16 protein-coding genes and 1 tRNA gene are annotated in these 18,245 nt (G+C 66.7%); 12 read left to right on the forward strand and 5 right to left on the reverse strand.

Annotation, left to right across the window (positions count from 1 at the left end; all coding sequences use genetic code 11):
• Positions 1-194 precede the first annotated feature (194 nt).
• From dcd to pnp, 3 genes are all read left to right on the forward strand, one after another.
• Positions 195-761: a dCTP deaminase gene (gene dcd, locus EHV23_RS03195; RefSeq protein WP_125094682.1), complete on the forward strand. Its 567-nt coding sequence runs from the start codon at positions 195-197 to the stop codon at positions 759-761.
• A gap of 345 nt (positions 762-1,106) precedes the next feature.
• Positions 1,107-1,370, forward strand: coding sequence for a 30S ribosomal protein S15 (rpsO, locus tag EHV23_RS03200; protein WP_203228930.1), 264 nt, complete (start codon positions 1,107-1,109; stop codon positions 1,368-1,370).
• Positions 1,371-1,674: 304 nt separating this feature from the next.
• The gene (pnp, locus tag EHV23_RS03205; protein ID WP_125094684.1) at positions 1,675-3,789 is read left to right on the forward strand and encodes a polyribonucleotide nucleotidyltransferase; all 2,115 of its coding nucleotides are present in this window, start codon (positions 1,675-1,677) and stop codon (positions 3,787-3,789) included.
• Between the two features lie 318 nt (positions 3,790-4,107).
• Here pnp and EHV23_RS16345 read toward each other — a convergent pair whose 3' ends face one another.
• A complete protein-coding gene (locus EHV23_RS16345) occupies positions 4,108-5,703 on the reverse strand; it encodes a 3-hydroxyacyl-CoA dehydrogenase family protein (RefSeq protein ID WP_125094685.1) in 1,596 nt (531 codons plus the stop codon).
• A 315-nt stretch (positions 5,704-6,018) separates the two neighbouring features.
• Between EHV23_RS16345 and EHV23_RS03215 the strand changes: the two genes are divergently transcribed.
• The 3 genes from EHV23_RS03215 to EHV23_RS03225 all read left to right on the forward strand — a co-directional run bounded on the left by EHV23_RS03215 (position 6,019) and on the right by EHV23_RS03225 (position 7,980).
• Entirely contained in the window at positions 6,019-7,356 is a 1,338-nt protein-coding gene (locus tag EHV23_RS03215; RefSeq protein ID WP_125094686.1) for a Yip1 family protein, read from the forward strand.
• 76 nt (positions 7,357-7,432) lie between these two features.
• Positions 7,433-7,508, forward strand: a tRNA-Arg gene (locus tag EHV23_RS03220).
• Between the two features lie 88 nt (positions 7,509-7,596).
• The gene (locus EHV23_RS03225; RefSeq protein WP_238990252.1) at positions 7,597-7,980 is read left to right on the forward strand and encodes a dihydroneopterin aldolase; all 384 of its coding nucleotides are present in this window, start codon (positions 7,597-7,599) and stop codon (positions 7,978-7,980) included.
• On the opposite strand, the gene EHV23_RS03230 is transcribed toward EHV23_RS03225, so the two are convergent.
• The 4 genes from EHV23_RS03230 to EHV23_RS03245 all read right to left on the reverse strand — a co-directional run bounded on the left by EHV23_RS03230 (position 7,961) and on the right by EHV23_RS03245 (position 12,966).
• Entirely contained in the window at positions 7,961-10,195 is a 2,235-nt protein-coding gene (locus EHV23_RS03230; RefSeq protein WP_125094688.1) for an ABC transporter substrate-binding protein, read from the reverse strand. The two genes, EHV23_RS03225 and EHV23_RS03230, sit on opposite strands and share 20 nt — an antisense overlap.
• Positions 10,196-10,704: 509 nt before the next feature.
• Entirely contained in the window at positions 10,705-11,199 is a 495-nt protein-coding gene (locus tag EHV23_RS03235) for a dihydrofolate reductase (protein ID WP_125094689.1), read from the reverse strand.
• A 33-nt stretch (positions 11,200-11,232) separates the two neighbouring features.
• A complete protein-coding gene (locus EHV23_RS03240; RefSeq protein WP_125094690.1) occupies positions 11,233-12,027 on the reverse strand; it encodes a thymidylate synthase in 795 nt (264 codons plus the stop codon).
• A gap of 3 nt (positions 12,028-12,030) precedes the next feature.
• On the reverse strand, positions 12,031-12,966 hold the full coding sequence (locus tag EHV23_RS03245; protein WP_125094691.1) for a type II secretion system protein N: 936 nt from the start codon (positions 12,964-12,966) through the stop codon (positions 12,031-12,033).
• A 164-nt stretch (positions 12,967-13,130) separates the two neighbouring features.
• Here EHV23_RS03245 and gspG point away from each other — a divergent pair, with 164 nt between their 5' ends.
• The 6 genes from gspG (at position 13,131) to gspL (ending at position 18,244) form a co-directional block, all read left to right on the forward strand.
• Positions 13,131-13,631: a type II secretion system major pseudopilin GspG gene (gspG, locus tag EHV23_RS03250; protein ID WP_275265079.1), complete on the forward strand. Its 501-nt coding sequence runs from the start codon at positions 13,131-13,133 to the stop codon at positions 13,629-13,631.
• Entirely contained in the window at positions 13,603-14,097 is a 495-nt protein-coding gene (locus EHV23_RS03255) for a GspH/FimT family pseudopilin (protein ID WP_158615887.1), read from the forward strand. Before gspG ends, EHV23_RS03255 begins: the two co-directional genes overlap by 29 nt.
• Positions 14,098-14,412: 315 nt before the next feature.
• Positions 14,413-14,820 (forward strand): type II secretion system minor pseudopilin GspI, encoded by a 408-nt coding sequence (gspI, locus tag EHV23_RS03260; RefSeq protein ID WP_238990352.1) that lies wholly within the window; start codon positions 14,413-14,415, stop codon positions 14,818-14,820.
• A gap of 3 nt (positions 14,821-14,823) precedes the next feature.
• A complete protein-coding gene (locus tag EHV23_RS03265; RefSeq protein ID WP_125094693.1) occupies positions 14,824-15,717 on the forward strand; it encodes a PulJ/GspJ family protein in 894 nt (297 codons plus the stop codon).
• Positions 15,718-15,914: 197 nt separating this feature from the next.
• Positions 15,915-17,018 (forward strand): type II secretion system minor pseudopilin GspK, encoded by a 1,104-nt coding sequence (gene gspK, locus EHV23_RS03270; protein ID WP_158615814.1) that lies wholly within the window; start codon positions 15,915-15,917, stop codon positions 17,016-17,018.
• Positions 17,000-18,244: a type II secretion system protein GspL gene (gene gspL / locus EHV23_RS03275; protein WP_125094695.1), complete on the forward strand. Its 1,245-nt coding sequence runs from the start codon at positions 17,000-17,002 to the stop codon at positions 18,242-18,244. Before gspK ends, gspL begins: the two co-directional genes overlap by 19 nt.
• Position 18,245: the final 1 nt, after the last annotated feature.

Genomic DNA, 18,245 nt, shown 5'->3' on the forward strand with positions numbered 1-18,245 from the left:
CGTGTCTTCGGCCTCCCCGGCAGGGGCTGCGCCGTCATATATCATTGGGACATCTGCAACTTCGATGGCCCATGCCTAGCCTGCTGCCGGCCGCTGTTCCTGCTCCGCGGGGAAGGGCGCCTCGCTTTCGGCAGCGGTACCTTCCTCTGGACCTGTGGCGGGAAGGCACGGGGCTTTCATCACCGCCAACACCCATGAGCATCAAATCAGACCGCTGGATCCGTGAAATGGCCGAGAAGACGGGCATGATCGAGCCCTTCGAGCCCGGTCAGGTCCGCCAGGTCGATGGCCGCCGCGTGATCTCCTACGGTACGTCCAGCTACGGCTACGATATCCGCTGCGCGCCCGAGTTCAAGATCTTCACCAACATCAACAGCACCATCGTCGACCCCAAGCAGTTCGACGAGAAGAACTTCGTCGACTTCGTGGGCGATGTCTGCATCATCCCGCCCAACTCGTTTGCGCTGGCCCGCACGGTCGAGTACTTCCGCATTCCGCGCAATGTGCTCACCATCTGTCTGGGCAAGTCCACCTACGCGCGCTGCGGCATCATCGTCAACGTCACGCCCTTCGAGCCGGAGTGGGAGGGCTATGTGACGCTGGAGTTCTCCAACACCACGCCGCTGCCGGCCAAGATCTACGCCGGCGAGGGCTGCGCCCAGGTGCTGTTCTTCGAGTCCGACGAAGTCTGCCAGGTGTCGTACCGCGACCGGGGGGGCAAGTACCAGGGCCAGCGGGGCGTGACGCTGCCGCGGGCCTGATGCTGCAGTTTTTTCGGGTTTCGGATTGTGGGCGGACGTGGTTATAATCCGCCCTCGCTGGTGATGTTCATGTCCGGCTGCACGGAGGCGTCTGCATGACGCATTTTCGTGGGGCGTTTTTCCTGTGTGCCTGTGGGCGTTCAGGGGGCGGGCAGGGCGTTCCGGCTTTTCAGGCACGGCCCGTTCGGGTGTGCTGGCCAGGTGCATGCAGGGCGTTCTTGCCTGTTTCTTTGGGGGCAGGAAGGTGCCGGGTTCCTTCGGAACTTCATTGCGTGCCTGTCCGGCCGCCCCTGCCAGACGGGACCGCAGGTCAACCCCCATTTTTCAAAAGGGACAATCATGGCAATGCAAGCTGCCGACAAGGCAAAGGTCGTTTCCGAATACCGTCGCGCCGAGAACGATACCGGCTCTCCCGAAGTGCAGGTCGCGCTGCTGACCGCCCGCATCAACGATCTGGCCCAGCACTTCAAGGATCACGCCAAGGATCACCACTCCCGTCGCGGCCTGCTGCGCATGGTCAGCCGCCGGCGCAAGCTGCTCGACTACCTGAAGCGCACCAATCTGGACGCCTACCGCACGCTGATCGAGCGGCTGGGTCTGCGCAAATGATCGGCTGAAGCCATCCCGGATGCCCGCCTTCGTGCGGGCATTCTGTTTTGCGGGGACGGTCTGTTTCCCGAAAGGCGGGCGCTGCGGCAGGGGGTTTCCGGCTGCGGTGCCTGGACGTGGCAGGGCGGCGGCATCGGACCATGTGGCCTCGGGCCATCGGGTCAGGCGCCGGAACGCCAGCCATGGCAGGCAGACAGTCTCCTGTGTCGCCGGATGTCCGGCGACCGAACCAGGAATGAGTCGAAGGTGAACCGTGCCACCGGGTTTGCATGGGAAAGGCACCAACGGGGTGCGAGGAAAAACGATGTTCGAGATCGCCAAGAAAACATTTCAGTGGGGCAGCCACACGGTAACCCTGGAGACCGGAGAGATCGCCCGCCAGGCCACGGGCTCCGTGCTGGTCACCATCGATGACACGATGGTGCTGGCCACTGTGGTGGCCGCGAAGGAGCCCAAGCCGGGCCAGTCCTTCTTTCCGCTGACGGTCGACTATTTCGAGAAGTTCTACGCCGCGGGCCGTATCCCGGGTGGCTTCTTCAAGCGTGAGGGTCGTCCCACCGAGAAGGAGACGCTGACCGCCCGCCTGATCGACCGTCCGATCCGCCCCCTGTTCCCCGAGGGCTTCATGAACGAGGTCCAGGTGGTGCTGACGGTGCTGTCGAGCAACCCCGAGATCGATGCCGACATCCCGGCCATGATCGGTGCCTCGGCCGCGCTGGCCATCTCCGGCGTGCCGTTCAATGGCCCGGTGGGCGCGGCCCGCATCGGCTACATCGACGGCCAGTATGTGCTGAACCCGTCGGCCTCGCAGCTGAAGGAATCACAGCTGGACCTGGTGGTGGCCGGTACCGACCAGGCCGTGCTGATGGTCGAGTCCGAGGCCCAGGAGCTGCCCGAGGACGTGATGCTGGGTGCCGTGGTGTTCGGTCACGAGCAGATGCAGACCGTCATCCAGGCCATCGAGGAGCTGGTGGAAGCCGGCGGCAAGGCCGAGTGGGAATGGACGGCCCCCGAGAAGAACACCGCCCTCATCGACCGTGTGCACGGTCTGGCGGCCGATGCCATGCGTGACGCCTACAAACTGCGCGTCAAGCAGGAGCGTTCGCAGCGCATCAAGGCCATCGAAGCCGATGTGCAGGCCCAGCTGGCTGCCGACGAAAACCCGCCGGCCGCCACCGATGTGGGCGACATCCTGTTCGAGCTGCAGTCGGGCATCGTGCGCAATCAGATCCTGTCGGGCGAGCCCCGCATCGATGGTCGCGACACCCGCACCGTGCGCCCGATCTCCATCCGCACCGGCGTGCTGCCGCGTGCCCACGGCAGTGCGCTGTTCACCCGTGGCGAGACGCAGGCGCTGGTGGTGGCCACGCTGGGTACGGCCCGCGACGAGCAGATCATCGACGCAATCACCGGCGAGTACCGTGAGCGCTTCATGATGCAGTACAACATGCCGCCGTACGCCACGGGCGAGACCGGCCGCATCGGTACGCCGAAGCGCCGCGAAGTGGGGCACGGCCGGCTGGCCAAGCGCGCCATCCACCCGCTGGTGCCCTCGCAGGAAGATTTCGCCTACTCCATCCGTCTGGTGTCGGAAATCACCGAGTCCAACGGTTCGTCGTCGATGGCCTCGGTCTGCGGCGGCTGCCTGGCGCTGATGGACGCCGGTGTGCCGGTCGAGCGTCACGTGGCGGGCATCGCCATGGGCCTGATCAAGGAAGGCAACAAGTTCGCCGTGCTGACCGACATCCTGGGCGATGAAGATCACCTGGGCGACATGGACTTCAAGGTGGCCGGTACCGAACAGGGCGTGACCGCGCTGCAGATGGACATCAAGATCCAGGGCATCACCCGCGAGATCATGCAGGTGGCGCTGGCTCAGGCCCGCGAGGCCCGCATGCACATCCTCGGCAAGATGCAGGAGGCCATCCCGGCCGCCCGCACCGAGCTGTCGGACTTCGCGCCGCGCATGTACCAGATGAAGATCAACCCCGAGCGGATCCGCGACGTGATCGGCAAGGGCGGTGCCACCATCCGTGCCATTACGGAAGAGACCGGTACCACCATCGACATCCAGGACGACGGCTCGATCACCATCGCCGCCGTGGATGCCGAGGCCGCCCGCCGTGCCCAGCAGCGCATTGCCGACCTGACCGCCGAGGTCGAAATCGGCAAGGTCTACAACGGTACCGTGCTGAAGATCCTCGAATTCGGTGCCATCGTGCAGGTGCTGCCGGGCCGCGACGGTCTGCTGCACGTCTCGCAGATCGCCCAGGAGCGCGTCAACCGGGTCGAGGACTACGTCAAGGAAGGCCAGACCGTGCGCGTCAAGGTCATCGAGGCCGACGACAAGGGCCGCCTGCGCCTGTCCATGAAGGCCGTGGCCATCGAAGAGGCCAACCCGCCGGCCGAAGGCGCCTGAGCCGGGCATGATCTGATGGCGTCAGTCCTGCGCTGACGCCAGCCTTGCTTTGATGCCTGTCTTGCGCTGATGCCGGCCCTGCCTTCGCGGCAGGGCAGACTGGCCCCACGAAAAACGCCCCCTGTCCCCTGTGACAGTGGGGCGTTTTTCGTGGGCATGACGGGCTGATGAGGACGCCCTCCGGCTGTCTGTCATGCCCTGCCAGCGCGGGAGGGTTTCCGGACGAGGGGGCTCATGAGGCCCTGAAGGCCCTGGAAGAGGGTTCCCGGAGAGATGGCACGGAGGGACGGTGTGGTGGATACGGGGAGCGCGGTCCGCTTACTGGATCAGCGCCTGCCATCCGGCCGGCAGTACAAAGCGCTGGCCGTAGCGTTCGGCCAGCTCGGTTGCGCGTTTGCCGACTACAGCGGCATCCTGCGCGCGCAGCGTGGCCAGCGGATCGGGCTGGTCGTCGGCCCAGAGACCGCTGCTGCGGGCGGAAACGGCTGCGGCCGCCGCATTGCCCAGCGCACGCGCCTGCAGGCTGTTCAGCAGCTCGGCCCATGTGATGTACTGCAGCCGGTCACGCACATCGTCGGCCGGCATCTTCAGGCTCTTGCGCACGAAGGCCGACAGACCGGACCACAGATCGGGTTCTTCCTCCTCATCGTCATCGTAGTCGTAGAAGCCGGCCCCCTGGGCACGTCCCTTGCGCTGGAAGCCATGGGCCATCTTTTCCATGGCATAGGCGGCTTCTTCGGTCAGGGCCGGCCAGGCGGGTTCTGCGGCGGTATGGCCGTGTGCGTGGTCATGCGCGTGGTGGTGGGTGTGTGCATGTCCATGTTCGTGTGGATGATCCTCCGCGTGCTCATGATGCTCATGCTCATGCTCGTGGTCATGGTCCCTGGCGTGCCCGTGATGTTCATGCCCGTGACCGTGTGCATGCTCGTGTCCATGGTCATGAGCATGTGCGTGGCCGTGTTCGTGGTCATCATGGCCGTGCCCGTGCCCGTGCCCGTGCCCGTGCCCGTGCGCGTCTGCATGCGTGTGTGCGTGGCTGGCGCAGCCGCATCCTTCGGTGTGGGTATGCCCATGTGCTTCATGCCCGTGCGGCCCGTGGCTGTGCTCGTCGCCGGCATGCCCCTGGTCGTGCGCTTGTTCATGATGGTGCGCGTGGCCGTGTGCCTCATCGTGGTGATGTGCATGATCGTGCCCATGCCCATGGTTGTGGTCGTGCTCGTGGTCATGGCCATGCTCGTGTTCATGGCTGTGATCATGGTCATGCCCGCAGCCGCAGCCATTGCCCCCCAGGCTCTGGTGGTAGAGCGCATCGGTGGTGGCCAGTCCCTGTTCATCCAGCAGGGCCAGCGGACCGGCGCGGTAGCCAGCGTCCAGGGCCGCCTGCTCGATCTGTTCGGCCGGTACCCCTTCGCCCAGCAGGGCAAGCCCCTCGTTGAAGTACGCGTGGCGCACGCGGTCGATGACCAGACCAGGACGGGCCGGGGCCAGGGTGATGCTCAGGCCCAGCTGCACGAGCAGGTCGGCGGCGTGGCTGACCTGGGTTTCGCTGCGCGAGGGCAGCACCACCAGTTCGGCCGCGTGGGGGAGGTGGAAGCGCACCGGGACGTGGTCGGGGGCGACGTGTTCGAACCAGTGTGCGTCGGCGGTGGCGGGTACCGACTGCAGCTTCACCCGGAAGCTGCTGGTGGAGGTTGCCACTGTACCGGCGGGGGTGGCTGCGGCACTGGTGGGGATAGTCGTGATGCTGGCAGCAGCTGGCGCGTCACCGGTGGCGGCTGTCTGCACGGTACCGTCCTCTGCGGCTTCGGTCAGCAGCAGGCCGGCGCGCTGGGCCAGCGGCAGCAGATCGTTGCGGATGCCGGCGGAATCCAGCAGCTGGAGCGAGGGAGGGAAGGGCTGGTTGGGGATGCTCATGGCGGTTTTCCTTGGCTCGACTGAGGTGCAGTGTTGGTGTCTGGCAACAGGCGGGCAGCGCGTCCCCGGGGAAGGCTCTGCCGCCCGCAAAAATATGCATTGTATTTGTTGACCGGACACACCGCTGCCGGTTTTAATGGAACCGGTGCGGGGACGAACCAGTCCGTGACACGCACCCGATTCTCTCTATCTCTCCCCTGTCTCCCAGCCATTTCCAGTTCTCTCCCCGTGAGAGTCATTTTCCCCGTGCGCGTCCGGAGGGTTTCCCCCTGGGGCCAGCGCGGGGGCGAATGCGTTCATGACACGCGCCTGACGATGAACCCATTGCGACGGTTGCTGACACTGTTCATGTCGCCCTCGGCGGCATGGCGTGCCATCGACCAGGAAGATACGCCGCTCTGGCGCCTGTACCTGCTGCAGTTGCTGCCGCTGGTGCTGCTGGCCATGGGTACGGTGATGCTCGGCCAGCACCTGTACGAAGAGCCGTCACCCTTTCAGACGCCGGGGCTCTGGCCGCGCATGCTGGCCCTGCTGGGTTGGGTGGGGGTGGTGTTCTTCGTGCAGCTGACGGTGGCGGCGCTGGTGGCACAGGTGTGCGCGCCGTGGTTTGGCGGGCGTCCGGTGCGGCGCCGGGCCTTTGCGCTGATCATCCATGCGATCAGCGGCCTGCTGGTGGCGGCCGTGCTGCAGCCGCTGCTGATGCCGCTTTCGCCGCTGCTGATCGTGCTGGGTGGGGTGTGGTCGGTGCATCTGCTGCTGACCGGCATGCCGGTGATGCTGCAGATGCCGCCCCGGCGGGCGCGGGTGCTCAGCGGCATCATCGTCGTGCTCTACCTGCTCTGCAGCAGCCTGCTGATGCCGCTGGCCGACCGGACCTGGGCCAGGCTGCTGCTGCCGGCGGCCGTGCCGGACGTGCGGGTCCAGGCCGGCCATGCCGACCCCGCTGGAGCGTCGCCGTCCGCACATGGGCTGGACAGGATACAGCAGGCCGACCGCAATCTGGACGAGGCGGCCCGCGAGGCCGGCAACGCCCGGGCCAGCAATGATTCTCTCGCAGCCGCCCAGGCTGCCCGCGATGCCGCTGCGGCGCTGGCCGCCACGGTGGCCGGGGGGCAGGAGCGTGTGCCGCTCACCCCGGCCGAGCTGACCCGCTGGTTCCCCCGTGAGATGCTCGGCATGACGATGCAGTCGCTGGACGTGGAGCCGTGGGGTGGTGTGTCGTCACGCGCGGTCATGGTCCATGCCAGCTATGGTCGCCCGGGAGCCTTCACGCTGGAGCTGCGGGTGATCGACCCGGCCAGTGCAGGTGCGCTGCTGGCCGAATCGGCGGCGACCGGTGCCCAGGGCCGCAAGGAGGGCGAAACGGCCGCCACCTGGGAGCGCAGCTACCACGAAGGCGCCCGCAGCGTGTCGGAGCTGCGCTGGAAGGATGCCGACCGCGTGGAAGTCAGCTACGTGCTGGCCAATGGTGTTCGCCTGATCGCACTGGCCAGTGGTGGTGGCATCGAAGCGGCGGCCCTGCACGAGGCCATCCGCGCGCTGCCACTGGATGTGCTGGAAAGGAACCGCATGGTGCCGGTCGGGCGCCTGAACGCACCGGCCGGGGAGACAGTTCCGGCGGCCAGTGGCGCGCAGCAGTCTGCCGGGCGTTGATCCCGTCCGTTTTGTGGGGCCGTTTTCGGCGCGGTTGCGGCATGCCCCACGCACTTCCGGTACAATCGCCGCCTGCGCCTCCGTAGCTCAGTGGATAGAGCATCCCCCTCCTAAGGGGAGGGTCGCACGTTCGATTCGTGCCGGAGGCGCCATTTCCCTTGTTTATCAAACACTTGCAGGCCGGACTGGTACAGCCCAGGCGATGGCTACAGGATGATCAGCCCAGGTGCCTTCCCGGCCATGTCAGAGCAATCGCCCCATATCTTCCTGAAGGGCCTGTCCGTCGATTCCCTCATTGGGGTCTATCCCGAAGAACGGCGTGCACCGCAGCCGCTGCTGATCGACGTGGAGGTCGGTCTGCCGTCGCTGTCCCCTTTCCTTACCGACCAGTTCGAGCAGACCATCGATTACGCCGGCGTGGCCGAACTGGTCCGGCATGAGGCCGCGCAGCAGCGCTTCCAGCTGCTCGAGCGCATGGCGCATCATCTGTGCGAAACCATTGCGACGCGCTTCCATGCTCCCTGGGTGCGCATGGCCATCGTCAAGCCGGGCATCGTGCCCGGGGCTGATGCCGTGGGGGTGCGCTACTGCTTTCGCGCGCCGGTCAGTGCGTCCGGCGAATGATCTGCACCCCGTCGGGTGAGCTGTTGACCGGCCGGTGACGCCTGTGGGCAGCCCTGGCTCTGGCACTGCTGGTCCGGGTGGCCCGCTGTCCGGCAGCGGTCGTGCTGGTGGACCCTGCGGCCTTCTGTCCGGCAGGGTTCGTGCTGGTGGTCTTTGTGGCCTTCTGCCCGACAGGGTTCGTGCCGCTGGTCCTGGTGGCCTTCTGTCCGGCAGGGTTCGTGCCGTTGGCTCTTGCGGCCTTCCGCTTGGCAGGGTTTGTGCCGCTGGCCCGTGTGGCCTTCTGCCCGGCATGGCCCGTACTGGTTGCCGTAGCCCGGGATGTTCCACTTCCCGAGGTTGCTGCCCTGGTTCCCGCCCTGGATCTGTCGGCCCCGGACCTTGCCGCTCCCGGTGCGGCCCCGCCGGAAGCCGTGTCACCGGCCGCCTTTGCGGGTGAAATCTTCACGAACCGCATGTCGGGCCGCTCGCCCGGGGCGGCCAGCAGCGTGACGGGTTTGCGCATGGCCCAGGCACGCATGGCGTGGGCCAGCGGCAGGTAGTAATACTGTTCCTTCACGATGCCCAGCGCCGATTCGAGCAGCCGGGTGCGGGCCTCGGGGTCGCTCTCGGTACGGGCCTGGTTGATCAGTCTGTCCAGGGCTGGGTCGCTGATGCGGGCGGCATTGTAGGCGCCGTCCACCTTCTCGGAGCGGGTGTAGGCCAAGGACACCAGGTTCTGCAGGGCGTCCAGATCAGGACTGCCCCAGCCCAGCATCCACAGGCTGCTGTCGAGCGTTTCCAGCTTGGGCACCAGGCTGGCAAACGGCATGCTGTTCACCTTCACGCGGATGCCGATGCGACGCCACATGGGCACCAGCGCCTTGCAGAGTTCCTGGTCGTAGGCGTAGCGGTTGTTCGGACAGTCGAGGGTGACGGTGAAGCCCTGGGCAAAGCCTGCGCTGCGCATCAGCTGGCGGGCCTGGCGGATGCTGGCGGAGGGGCGCTCATCCAGTTCGGGGGTCCAGCCGGTCACACCGGGGGCCACGATGGTGCCGGCTGGCCGGTACATGCCCTGGCCGATCTGCATCAGGGCCTTCGTGTCGATGGCCAGTGACATGGCATGACGCACGCGCTGGTCCTTGAACGGGTTGCGCAGGCCGGTCTGGCCGTGGGTGAGCGAATCCGAAAACTGGTCCATCCCGATCAGCAGCGTGCGCTGGGCCACGTCGGTCTGGATGTTCAGCGCCGGCTGGCGCTTCAGCGCGGGCACGCGCTGGCTGGCCGGATCGGTGACGAGGTCCACCCGGTTGGCCAGCAGGGCCTGCACCCGGGCCTCGTCGTCGGCCACGGGCTGGTAGACGACGGTATCGGCGTTGCCCGGAAAGCCGCCGGTATCCCACCAGCCGGCATGGCGCTGCAGCTGCAGGGGCTGTCCGGGAGCCCAGCCATCCTCGATGCGGTAGGGGCCGGTGCCGTTGGCGTGGCGTGCGGTGTAGCCGACGGCATCGGGCTTGGTGCCCGAAACGGCATCGACCTTGTGTTCGCGCGCCCAGCGGCGGCTGAGAATGCGTGCGTCGGTGAGGATCCGGGGCAGCAGGGGCATCGGCCGGTCGAGGATGATGTCCACGGTGAGATCGTTGATGCGGCGCACGCTGCGGATGTTGCCCAGCATGGCGCCCACGGTGCTGCCGGCCGCCTTCAGGCGCTCCAGCGAATACTGGACATCATCGGCCGTCAGCGGGCTGCCGTCGTGAAAGCGTACGCCTTCGCGCAGATGGAAGCGCCAGGCCAGCGGCGTGACCTGTTCCCAGCGGGTGGCCAGCGCCGGTTCGATGCGCAGGTCGGGCGAATAGCGGGTCAGCCCCTCGTACACGTGCTGCAGCACGGCCTGGGCCTGTGACTGCTGCAGGGCATGCGGATCCAGCCCCGTGAGTTCGGACTGTGCGGACCAGCGCAGCGTTTCGGCACCTGCTGGCTGGGCCGTCGCGGCCAGCAGGCCGAGCGCCAGCGACAGCACCAGCCGGCGCAGCCGCGGCAGCCCGGATGGCGGTGTCAGCCGGGACGATGCTGCCGCTCGGGATGCTGCCGCCCCCTGGAAGGACGTCGTTACCCCCGAAGGCTGCGCCGTTCCCATGCCGGACGGATGGCCGTCATGCCCGTGCCGTTGCCGGTCATCGGGGTGACGGCAGGGGCGGGAGATGGATGGGTCCGCGAACGGGGCAGCACGGGTGATCATGGGAGCAACCAGCGCCCGGGCCTGCGCCGTCCGGCCGGACGGGTCAGGGGGCACTGCACCAATTTCCTACTGTGTCTTTATTGTTGCAATTTAACATGTTTGCCCGTAAGACGTGCCGACATACGCAGGAATCAGCGCGCGAAAGGGCCGGATTTCAGGCCGATATTGCCATAATTTGCAAAAAATCAAAGAGATGGTGCCGTGTTGCCTTTCCGGCAAAACCGTCTTGCATGGTTTGCCATACCAGCGATGGGGGTCATACCGGTGACAGGGGCCGTACCTGCGATGAGTTTCCATACCGGCGATGGAGGGCCATACCGGCGCTGCAGGCATGGCCCTGCGTGGAGCCTGTCATGAACGCATGCCTCCCCGCGCCGATCCCGGCCGTATGCGACAAGGCGTCGCACAGAGGAGGCTGGCCGCTCTGCCAGACAGCGCAACGCTGGCAGCGCGAGGGCTGGGGCTGGTGCGGCAATGCATGCGCCCATGACGCGTCCCCATGACACCCATTACGCGCTGCGCCGCCGATACTCCACGAAGGCGTATGCCACCCCTTGCGCACTGGTGGCGGATTCGCGGGCCGTTTCCTGCCACTGGGCCGGATCGGGCAGGTCCATCCAGGCATCGCCCTCGGGGGCCAGGTCGACTTCGGTGAGCAGGACGCGACCGGCCAGGGGCCTGGCCAGCGTGTAGATCTGGGCGCCTCCCATCACGAACACCTCAGCCTCGTCAGCATGGCGGGCGATGGCCTCGTCGAGGCTGCGGGCCTGGCCGACGCCTTCGGGCAGGTCCAGTGGCTGGCGGCTGATCACCACCATCTGCCGGCCGGGCAGCGGCCGGCCGATCGATTCCCAGGTCCTGCGACCCAGCAGGACCGTATGGCCCATGGTCTGCTGCCGGAAGTGCTTCAGGTCTTCGGGCAGGTGCCAGGGCAGGGCGTTGTTCTGGCCGATCACGCCATTGCGGGCGCGGGCGGCGATCAGGGTGATCAGGGGCAGCGGCATCGGTGAAGAAGGAAAACGGGCAGGATCGTTGCGTCAGACGGCAATGGGCGCCTTGATGCCCGGCCATGGATCGTAGCCCTCGATGACGAAATCCTCGAAGCGGTAATCGAAGATGCTGTCGGGCTGGCGCGTGATGCGCAGCGTGGGCAGTGTGCGGGGGGCGCGCGACAGCTGCAGCCGGGCCTGTTCCAGGTGATTGAGGTACAGGTGGCAGTCGCCCCCGGTCCAGATGAACTCGCCGGGCTGCAGGCCGGTCTGCTGCGCCACCATGTGGGTCAGCAGTGCGTAGGAGGCGATGTTGAAGGGCACCCCCAGAAAGATGTCGGCGCTGCGCTGGTAGAGCTGGCAGGAGAGCCGGCCGTCGGCCACGTAGAACTGGAAGAGGGCGTGGCAGGGCGGTAGCGCCATGTCGGGCAGGGCGCCGACGTTCCAGGCCGACACGATGAGCCGGCGCGAATCCGGTGTGCGGCGGATGTCGTCGATGATGCGGCTGATCTGGTCGATGGACTGGCCATCCGGTGTGGGCCAGCTGCGCCACTGGGCGCCGTAGATCGGCCCCAGGTTGCCCAGTTCGTCGGCCCATTCGTCCCAGATGGTCACGCCGTTGTCACGCAGGTAGCCGATGTTGGTGTCGCCCTGCAGGAACCACAGCAGTTCGTGGATGATGGAGCGGGTGTGCAGCTTCTTGGTGGTGAGCAGCGGAAAGCCCTGTTCGAGCGGAAAACGCATCTGCCAGCCGAAGACGGACAGCGTGCCGGTGCCGGTACGGTCTTCCTTGCGGGTACCGTGGTGCAGGACGTGGTCGAGCAGGTCGAGATAGGTCTTCATGGATCAGCGGTTCAGCTCCTGGGTGATGTTCTGCTGCAGCTGGTATTCGCTGTCGCTCATGCCGTTGCGGTAGCCGGTGTTCATGCGGCCGCTGTCGCTCTGGGGACGCCCGCTGGCCTGCTGCAGGGCGTTGAGGGCGGCAGCGCGTTCCTCGGGGCTCAGGCCGTTGGGGTCGGCGCTCGTGTCCTGCCAGTTGCCCTCGGTGCCGTCCTGTGGCTCGTCGTTCTGGAACTCGGGCTGCAGGCCGTTCTGCATGTCGTCGGCGTCGCCGCCGTAGGGCAGGTCGCCGGCGTCCTCGTCCTGCAGCTGCTCGCGCATCATGCTGGCGCCCTGGCCGCCCGTTTCCTGTTCGGGCTGGTTGTCGGGGTAGCCCATGCTGGCCGGCATGGCGCCATCTTCGGGCAGGGTGCCGTCGCTGGTCATGCCCATGTCATCGGCCTGGCCGTCTTCCACGGCCTCGATGCCCTCGGGCAGGCCCTGCGGCAGGCGCGAATTGCCCGCGTTGCTCGACAGGATGTCCAGGCTGTAGCGCTGCGGTGCCGGAAATTCGATCTTGCGACCCCGGTGCTCGATGATCACCTTGTCGTCTTCCACGGCCCTCAGCACCGAGCCATCACCGATCTTCTGGTTGACGGCATAGGCGGCCACCGGACGTTCGTTGACGCCCAGCACGGCCACGCCGCGCCGGCCGGCCTGCAGCACGCCCAGCACCCTCACATTAATGGGAGGCGGGGCGGCATCGGCTGTGGCCGTGTTGCGTGCACCGAACAGTTTCGCGGCGATGGGCAGCGGGGGACGGCCGTTTTCGCCGATGGCGTCGTTGGGGGCGATGGCGCCCCGGGGCGCCAGCAGCTGCATGGCCCAGTAGGTGATGATGCTGACCAGCAGCAGGAAAAGCAGCAGCGAAAGCAGCCGGATGGCAGCAGAAGAACTCCGCATGGTCGGGGTCTCGTGGGAAAGGACAGGACCGTGTCCGACCGGGCGTCGGCCCGGTGGCGGAAACAGTGGCTGGTATCATACAGGCCCATTGCAGCAGACACAGAATCTGCTTCAATCATCCCATATTAAAACCTCCCGGGTCTCTCTGCGAGAAAATCGCTGGTATGAATACACCTGTTACCGCATCGACGGCACGCGCAACCGATACACGGTCGCCCGCAGTCTCTCCGGCACCGCGCCCGCTCCGCACGCGCCGTGCCCTGGGTTTCACCCTCATCGAGCTGATGGTGGTGGTGATGATTCTCGGCGTGCTGGCCGCGCTGGTGGTGCCCCGCTTCATGTCGCGCCCCGACGAGGCGCGCGCCGTGGCCGCCAAGCAGGACATTGCCGCCATCATGCAGCAGCTCAAGCTGTACCGGCTCGACAACGGCCACTACCCCTCAACCGAGCAGGGCCTGGCGGCGCTGGTCACCAAACCCACGTCCGGTCCGGCCGCCAAAAACTGGAAATCCTATCTGGACAAGGTGCCCGTCGATCCTTGGGGCAAACCGTACCAGTATCTGAACCCCGGCATCCACAGCGAGATCGACGTGTTCTCCTATGGGGCCGATGGCGTGGCCGGTGGCGAGGCAGGTGATGCCGACATCGGCAGCTGGGATCTCTGACCGACGCCGGGCGGCCGGCTTTACCCTCATCGAGCTGATGGTGGCGCTGATCATCATCGGCATCGTGCTGTCGATGGTGGTCATCTCGGCCTCGCCCAGCCCGCTGCGTTCGCTGGAAGGCGATGCCGAGCGGCTCAGCCAGCTGTTCTCGCTGGCCCGCGAGGAGGCGCAGATCCGTGGCGCTCCCATCCGCTTCGAGACCACGCGTGACCGCTACCGCTTCGTCATCTTCAAGGACCGGCAGTGGCGTCCCATCGAAGACGACACCCACCTGCGCGTGCGCGAGTGGGAGGCTCCCACCCGGGTGCGGGTCGTCAAGTCCGATGGCTCCGACATTCTCGAATTCGGACGCGACCTGATCGAGCCGCCATTTCGGGTCATCCTCACCCGGCCGGCCGGCAGCATCGAAATAGCGGCCAATGGCCTGGGTATTTTCGAGGTTCAGCCGGCGCAGCAGCAGCCATGATGTCATCCTCCGGTCACTCTCTTTCCCTTTGATGCCACTCGCCTTTTTCCTCCCCTTTTATCACGGGTCCATGCCGGTACCGGCATGTGGGCCTGCTGCCGTGCGGTACCGTGTCGGGCCGTGCGGGGAGGGGTGGGTGTGAGTCTGCCGTTGCCGGGGGTGAGTGAACACGCCGGACGTGGCGCATCGGGCCGTCTTTCTGCCCGCTGTGACCGTGATGGCGCCTGCCGCCCGATGGCGTGCGTGGCCAACGGAACAGGGCATGTGGTGCGTGGCGAGCCAAACAGGACATGCGGCGGTACGGCCCCGGCAGCCCTGGTCACACGCGGCTTCACGCTCATCGAGGTGCTGGTGGCGCTCACCATCATTTCCATCGCGCTGATGGCCTCGCTGCGTGCGGTGGGTTCCATCACGGCCAGCTCGGCCGAGCTGCGGGCCCGCACGCTGGCCCAGTGGAGTGCCGAGAACCGCCTGACCGAAATTCGCGTGCGGCGGGAATTTCCGGCCGTGGGGCGCCGCAATTTTCCGTGTCCGCAGGGCGACCTGAACCTGATGTGCGTGGAAAACGTCTACACCACGGCCAACCCCAATTTCCGCCGCATCGAGATGCAGGTCTACGATGCCGACCGCAGCGAGCAGGGCGCCAATGGCAACATGGAAGGCGGCCGGCTGGCCCGGCTGCTGGGCTTTGCCGTGGTCGAGAACAACAATGTGGTGCGCTGAGTGATGAGTGTGCGCACCGTCATGTCCATGGATGCCACGTCCCGTCAGGGCGCGCCTGCGCATGCCGTGCACGGGGATGGTCCGGCACCCGGCACCGGCGCACGGAAGACCCTGCCACGTTCCCGCCCGGCGGTGCGCGTCGCGGGGGGCTTCACCCTCATCGAGCTGCTGGTGGCCGTGGCGCTGCTGGCCGTGCTGGCCATTCTCAGCTGGCGCGGGCTCGATACCGTGCTGCAGAGCCGCGAGCGGCTGGTCACCGAATCGAACGAGCTGCGCTCGCTCACGCTGGCGCTCGCCCAGCTCGAGGAAGACCTGCTGCAGACCTGGCCGGTCAACGGCATGGGTGGCGGACTGGTTCCCATCCGGGTGGTGGTCGACCAGGGCGGGGCCGGCGGTGGTACCACGCAGTCGATGATGCTGGTGCGCGAGATCGCCCGGCGCGGGCAGCCCACCCGGCTGCAGCGCGTGGTCTATCAGGTGCGTGACGGCAGGCTGGAACGGGGCTTTTCCGAATGGCAGAAGAGCACCGATGGGCGTGGCTCGGTGGGCGGTTCGGTGCAGTCGCTGGTCTGGCAGCCCATTCTGCCCGAGGTGCGCTCGATGCGCGTGCGGGCCTGGATCCGCAACAACTGGGTGGGAGGGGCCCAGCTGGAGGCGCTGACCTCGCGCGGCAACCGCGCCGACCGCCAGCCCAACGATCCCTACAACAACGCCCGTTATCAGGGGCTGCCGGGCATCACCGCCACCACACCCGCCGAGGTGCGGCAGAACATCGAGCAGATGCGCCGTGTCTACGACCTGCGGCGCGAGACCGAAGAGGCCATCACCGGCATCGAGGTGCTGGTCGAGCGCACCAATGGCCAGCGCTTTCTGCGCATCTATTCGATACGGGACTGATCACCATGCGCCATCCCGTTGCAAATTTTCCCGATCGGGCCATGACAGGGGGCCATGCCAGCGCCGATACTGCGGTCATGCATTCACGTCATGGTCGATTTTCTGTCCGGCACCGGGGCCTGCACTCAGGCGTGGGCACGGATCAAGGCTTGCCAATACTTTCGAAAGCCGGGAGCCTGCGGGGTCAGCACCCAGACATGGATATGAGCCTGGACATCGGCCGCCAGGAGAGCATGGGCAGCGCGCGTCGCAGCCTGAACGGACGGATGCATGCACAGCATGGTGCTGCCATCGTCACGGCGCTGCTGGTGGTGGCGCTGGCCTCGGTCATCGTCACCACGCTGTTCTATCGCGAGAGCGTGGCCATCCGCTCCATCGAGAACCGGGCCACGCTGTCGCAGACCCGCTGGATCGAGCGCGCCGTCATCGACTGGGCCAAGGTCATCCTGAAGAATTCGGTGAGCCAGGTCGACTGGTCCGGCTCCATCTGGGCCACGCCCGTGGCCGAGACCCAGCTGGACGAAACCGTCACCGGCGGGGCCAAGGTGGGCGATTCTTCCCGCCAGGCGTTGCTGGCCGGGCGGATTCGCGATGCGCAGTCGCGTTTCAACATCAACGCGCTGGTCAATGACGACACCAACCAGATAAACGGGGCGACGCAGACCGGTACCAATGGCAACAGCGGTAACATCAACGGTAACGGTGGCAACGGTACCGGCAGCAACGGCACCAGCGCCGAAAATGCCGATATCTCGGTACCGCACCTGCAGGCGCTCAAGCGGCTGATGGGCATCCTGTCGCTGCCCGAGAGCCTGGCGGACCGGATGCTGCAGTACGTGCGCAAGGTGGCACGCCAGCGTCGCAGCGGCCAGAAGGCCGGGTCGGATGACTGGGTCATGCCGCTGCAGCGGCTGGACGACCTGCGCGACCTGCCCGGCTTTTCGGACGAGATCATCCAGAAGCTGACACCGCACCTCACGGTACTGCCGGTGGATGCCCGGACGGTGAACATCAACTCGGCCTCGCCCGAGGTGCTGGAAGCCGTGGCGCCCACCTGGCCGGCCGGTTCCATCCGTTCCTTCGTGGCCAACCGCGATGTGGTGCCGGCCAAGAACATTTCCGACCCGTCGATGGGGCTTGTTGCAAATACCCAACTGGACAGTACGCTCGTCGCAGTGCAATCGAATTATTTCATCGCGGACGGCATCATTCATTACGATCGCGTTGAATCCCAAACCCTAACCTTGCTCAAGCGCCTCAATGAAGGGGGTGTACAGGTGATATGGCGTCACAGCAACTGAAACGGCACCAGGCCGTCATCTGGTTACCGCCGCGCAGCGCCGGTGAAGCTGTCCTCAGCAGCGGACGGCCCGTGTTCCAGGCGCACATCGGCAGTGACGACGAGCCCGTGCGCCGGCCCGTGTCGCTGGAGGCGCTCGAAGGCATCCGCCAGGTCTGGCTGGTGGCCGATGCCCGTGATGTCACGCTCATCACCGTGCCGGTGCCACCGCTTTCGGGCAAGCGCCTGAAGCAGGCACTGCCCAACATCATCGAAGAATACGTGCTGCAGGATCCGGCCCGCTGCCTGATCGTGCCCGGTCCCGTGCAGCCCGACGGCCAGCGCGTGCTGGGTGTCATCGACAGTCACTGGGTCGATGCGGTGCTGGCCGCCTTCAAGTCGCACGGCATCCGGGTCGATGCGCTGTGGCCGGGGCAGCTGGTGCTGCCGCTGCGCGAGGGGCGCTGGTCGGTGCTGGCCTCGGACGACTGCCTCACGGTGCGTACCGGCGAGTGGTCCGGCACCGGCTGGGCGGCCGGCGAATCCGAACAGGCCAACCGCGAAACCGCCAGTGCGCTGCTGGCCGGCAAGCTGATGGGCCTGCCACCGGCGCAGATCGATGTCTGGCTGGGCCAGCCCGAATGGCGCTCGCCCCTGAAACTGGCGGCCCGGCCCTCCGAGGTCACGCTCGATTTCGCCGATGCGCCGCTGGTGCGTGGCGCACCGATGGATCTGCTGTCGGTGCACAATGCCGGCCTGCGGACCATGCTGTCGCGCGTGGACTGGCGGCTCTGGAAGGGCGTGGGGGCGCTGGCGGCTGCGTCGGTGGCGGCTGCCGTCATCGGCCTGAACCTGCAGTGGATGCAGCTCGGTGCCGAGGCGCGCAGCCTCGAGGCGGCCGTGCGCGACCGCTTCCACCAGGCCTTCCCCAATGCCGCCATGGTCGATCCGGTGCTGCAGATGCGCCGCAGCATCGGTGAGCTGCGTCTCAAGAGCGGCCGCCCGGGGCCGGACGATTTCGTGCCGCTGCTGGCCCGTTTTGCGCAGGCCATCGGCGAGCATGGCCGGGGCACCATCGAGGCCATCGAGTACCGCGAGGGCACCATGAAGATCCGCTTCGTGGCCGAGGCCGCCAGCGATGAATCGCTGCGCGAGAGCCTGGTGCAGGACTCGGCGCGGCTGGGGCTGACGCTCACCTTCGACAACCCCCGGGATCCCACTGCCCGGCTCACCACCCAGGGGCGCTGAC

Source organism: Lautropia dentalis (genome assembly GCF_003892345.1).
GTDB lineage: Bacteria > Pseudomonadota > Gammaproteobacteria > Burkholderiales > Burkholderiaceae_E > Lautropia > Lautropia dentalis.

Excerpts from the sequence above, each read along its gene's own strand:
- dcd (WP_125094682.1), top strand. The coding sequence starts at position 195 with ATGAGCATCAAATCAGACCGCTGGATCCGTGAAATGGCCGAGAAGACG.
- rpsO (WP_203228930.1), top strand. The coding sequence starts at position 1,107 with ATGCAAGCTGCCGACAAGGCAAAGGTCGTTTCCGAATACCGTCGCGCC.
- pnp (WP_125094684.1), top strand. The coding sequence starts at position 1,675 with ATGTTCGAGATCGCCAAGAAAACATTTCAGTGGGGCAGCCACACGGTA.
- EHV23_RS16345 (WP_125094685.1), bottom strand. The coding sequence starts at position 5,703 with ATGAGCATCCCCAACCAGCCCTTCCCTCCCTCGCTCCAGCTGCTGGAT.
- EHV23_RS03215 (WP_125094686.1), top strand. The coding sequence starts at position 6,019 with ATGAACCCATTGCGACGGTTGCTGACACTGTTCATGTCGCCCTCGGCG.
- EHV23_RS03225 (WP_238990252.1), top strand. The coding sequence starts at position 7,597 with ATGTCAGAGCAATCGCCCCATATCTTCCTGAAGGGCCTGTCCGTCGAT.
- EHV23_RS03230 (WP_125094688.1), bottom strand. The coding sequence starts at position 10,195 with ATGATCACCCGTGCTGCCCCGTTCGCGGACCCATCCATCTCCCGCCCC.
- EHV23_RS03235 (WP_125094689.1), bottom strand. The coding sequence starts at position 11,199 with ATGCCGCTGCCCCTGATCACCCTGATCGCCGCCCGCGCCCGCAATGGC.
- EHV23_RS03240 (WP_125094690.1), bottom strand. The coding sequence starts at position 12,027 with ATGAAGACCTATCTCGACCTGCTCGACCACGTCCTGCACCACGGTACC.
- EHV23_RS03245 (WP_125094691.1), bottom strand. The coding sequence starts at position 12,966 with ATGCGGAGTTCTTCTGCTGCCATCCGGCTGCTTTCGCTGCTGCTTTTC.
- gspG (WP_275265079.1), top strand. The coding sequence starts at position 13,131 with ATGAATACACCTGTTACCGCATCGACGGCACGCGCAACCGATACACGG.
- EHV23_RS03255 (WP_158615887.1), top strand. The coding sequence starts at position 13,603 with ATGCCGACATCGGCAGCTGGGATCTCTGACCGACGCCGGGCGGCCGGC.
- EHV23_RS03265 (WP_125094693.1), top strand. The coding sequence starts at position 14,824 with ATGAGTGTGCGCACCGTCATGTCCATGGATGCCACGTCCCGTCAGGGC.
- gspK (WP_158615814.1), top strand. The coding sequence starts at position 15,915 with ATGGATATGAGCCTGGACATCGGCCGCCAGGAGAGCATGGGCAGCGCG.
- gspL (WP_125094695.1), top strand. The coding sequence starts at position 17,000 with ATGGCGTCACAGCAACTGAAACGGCACCAGGCCGTCATCTGGTTACCG.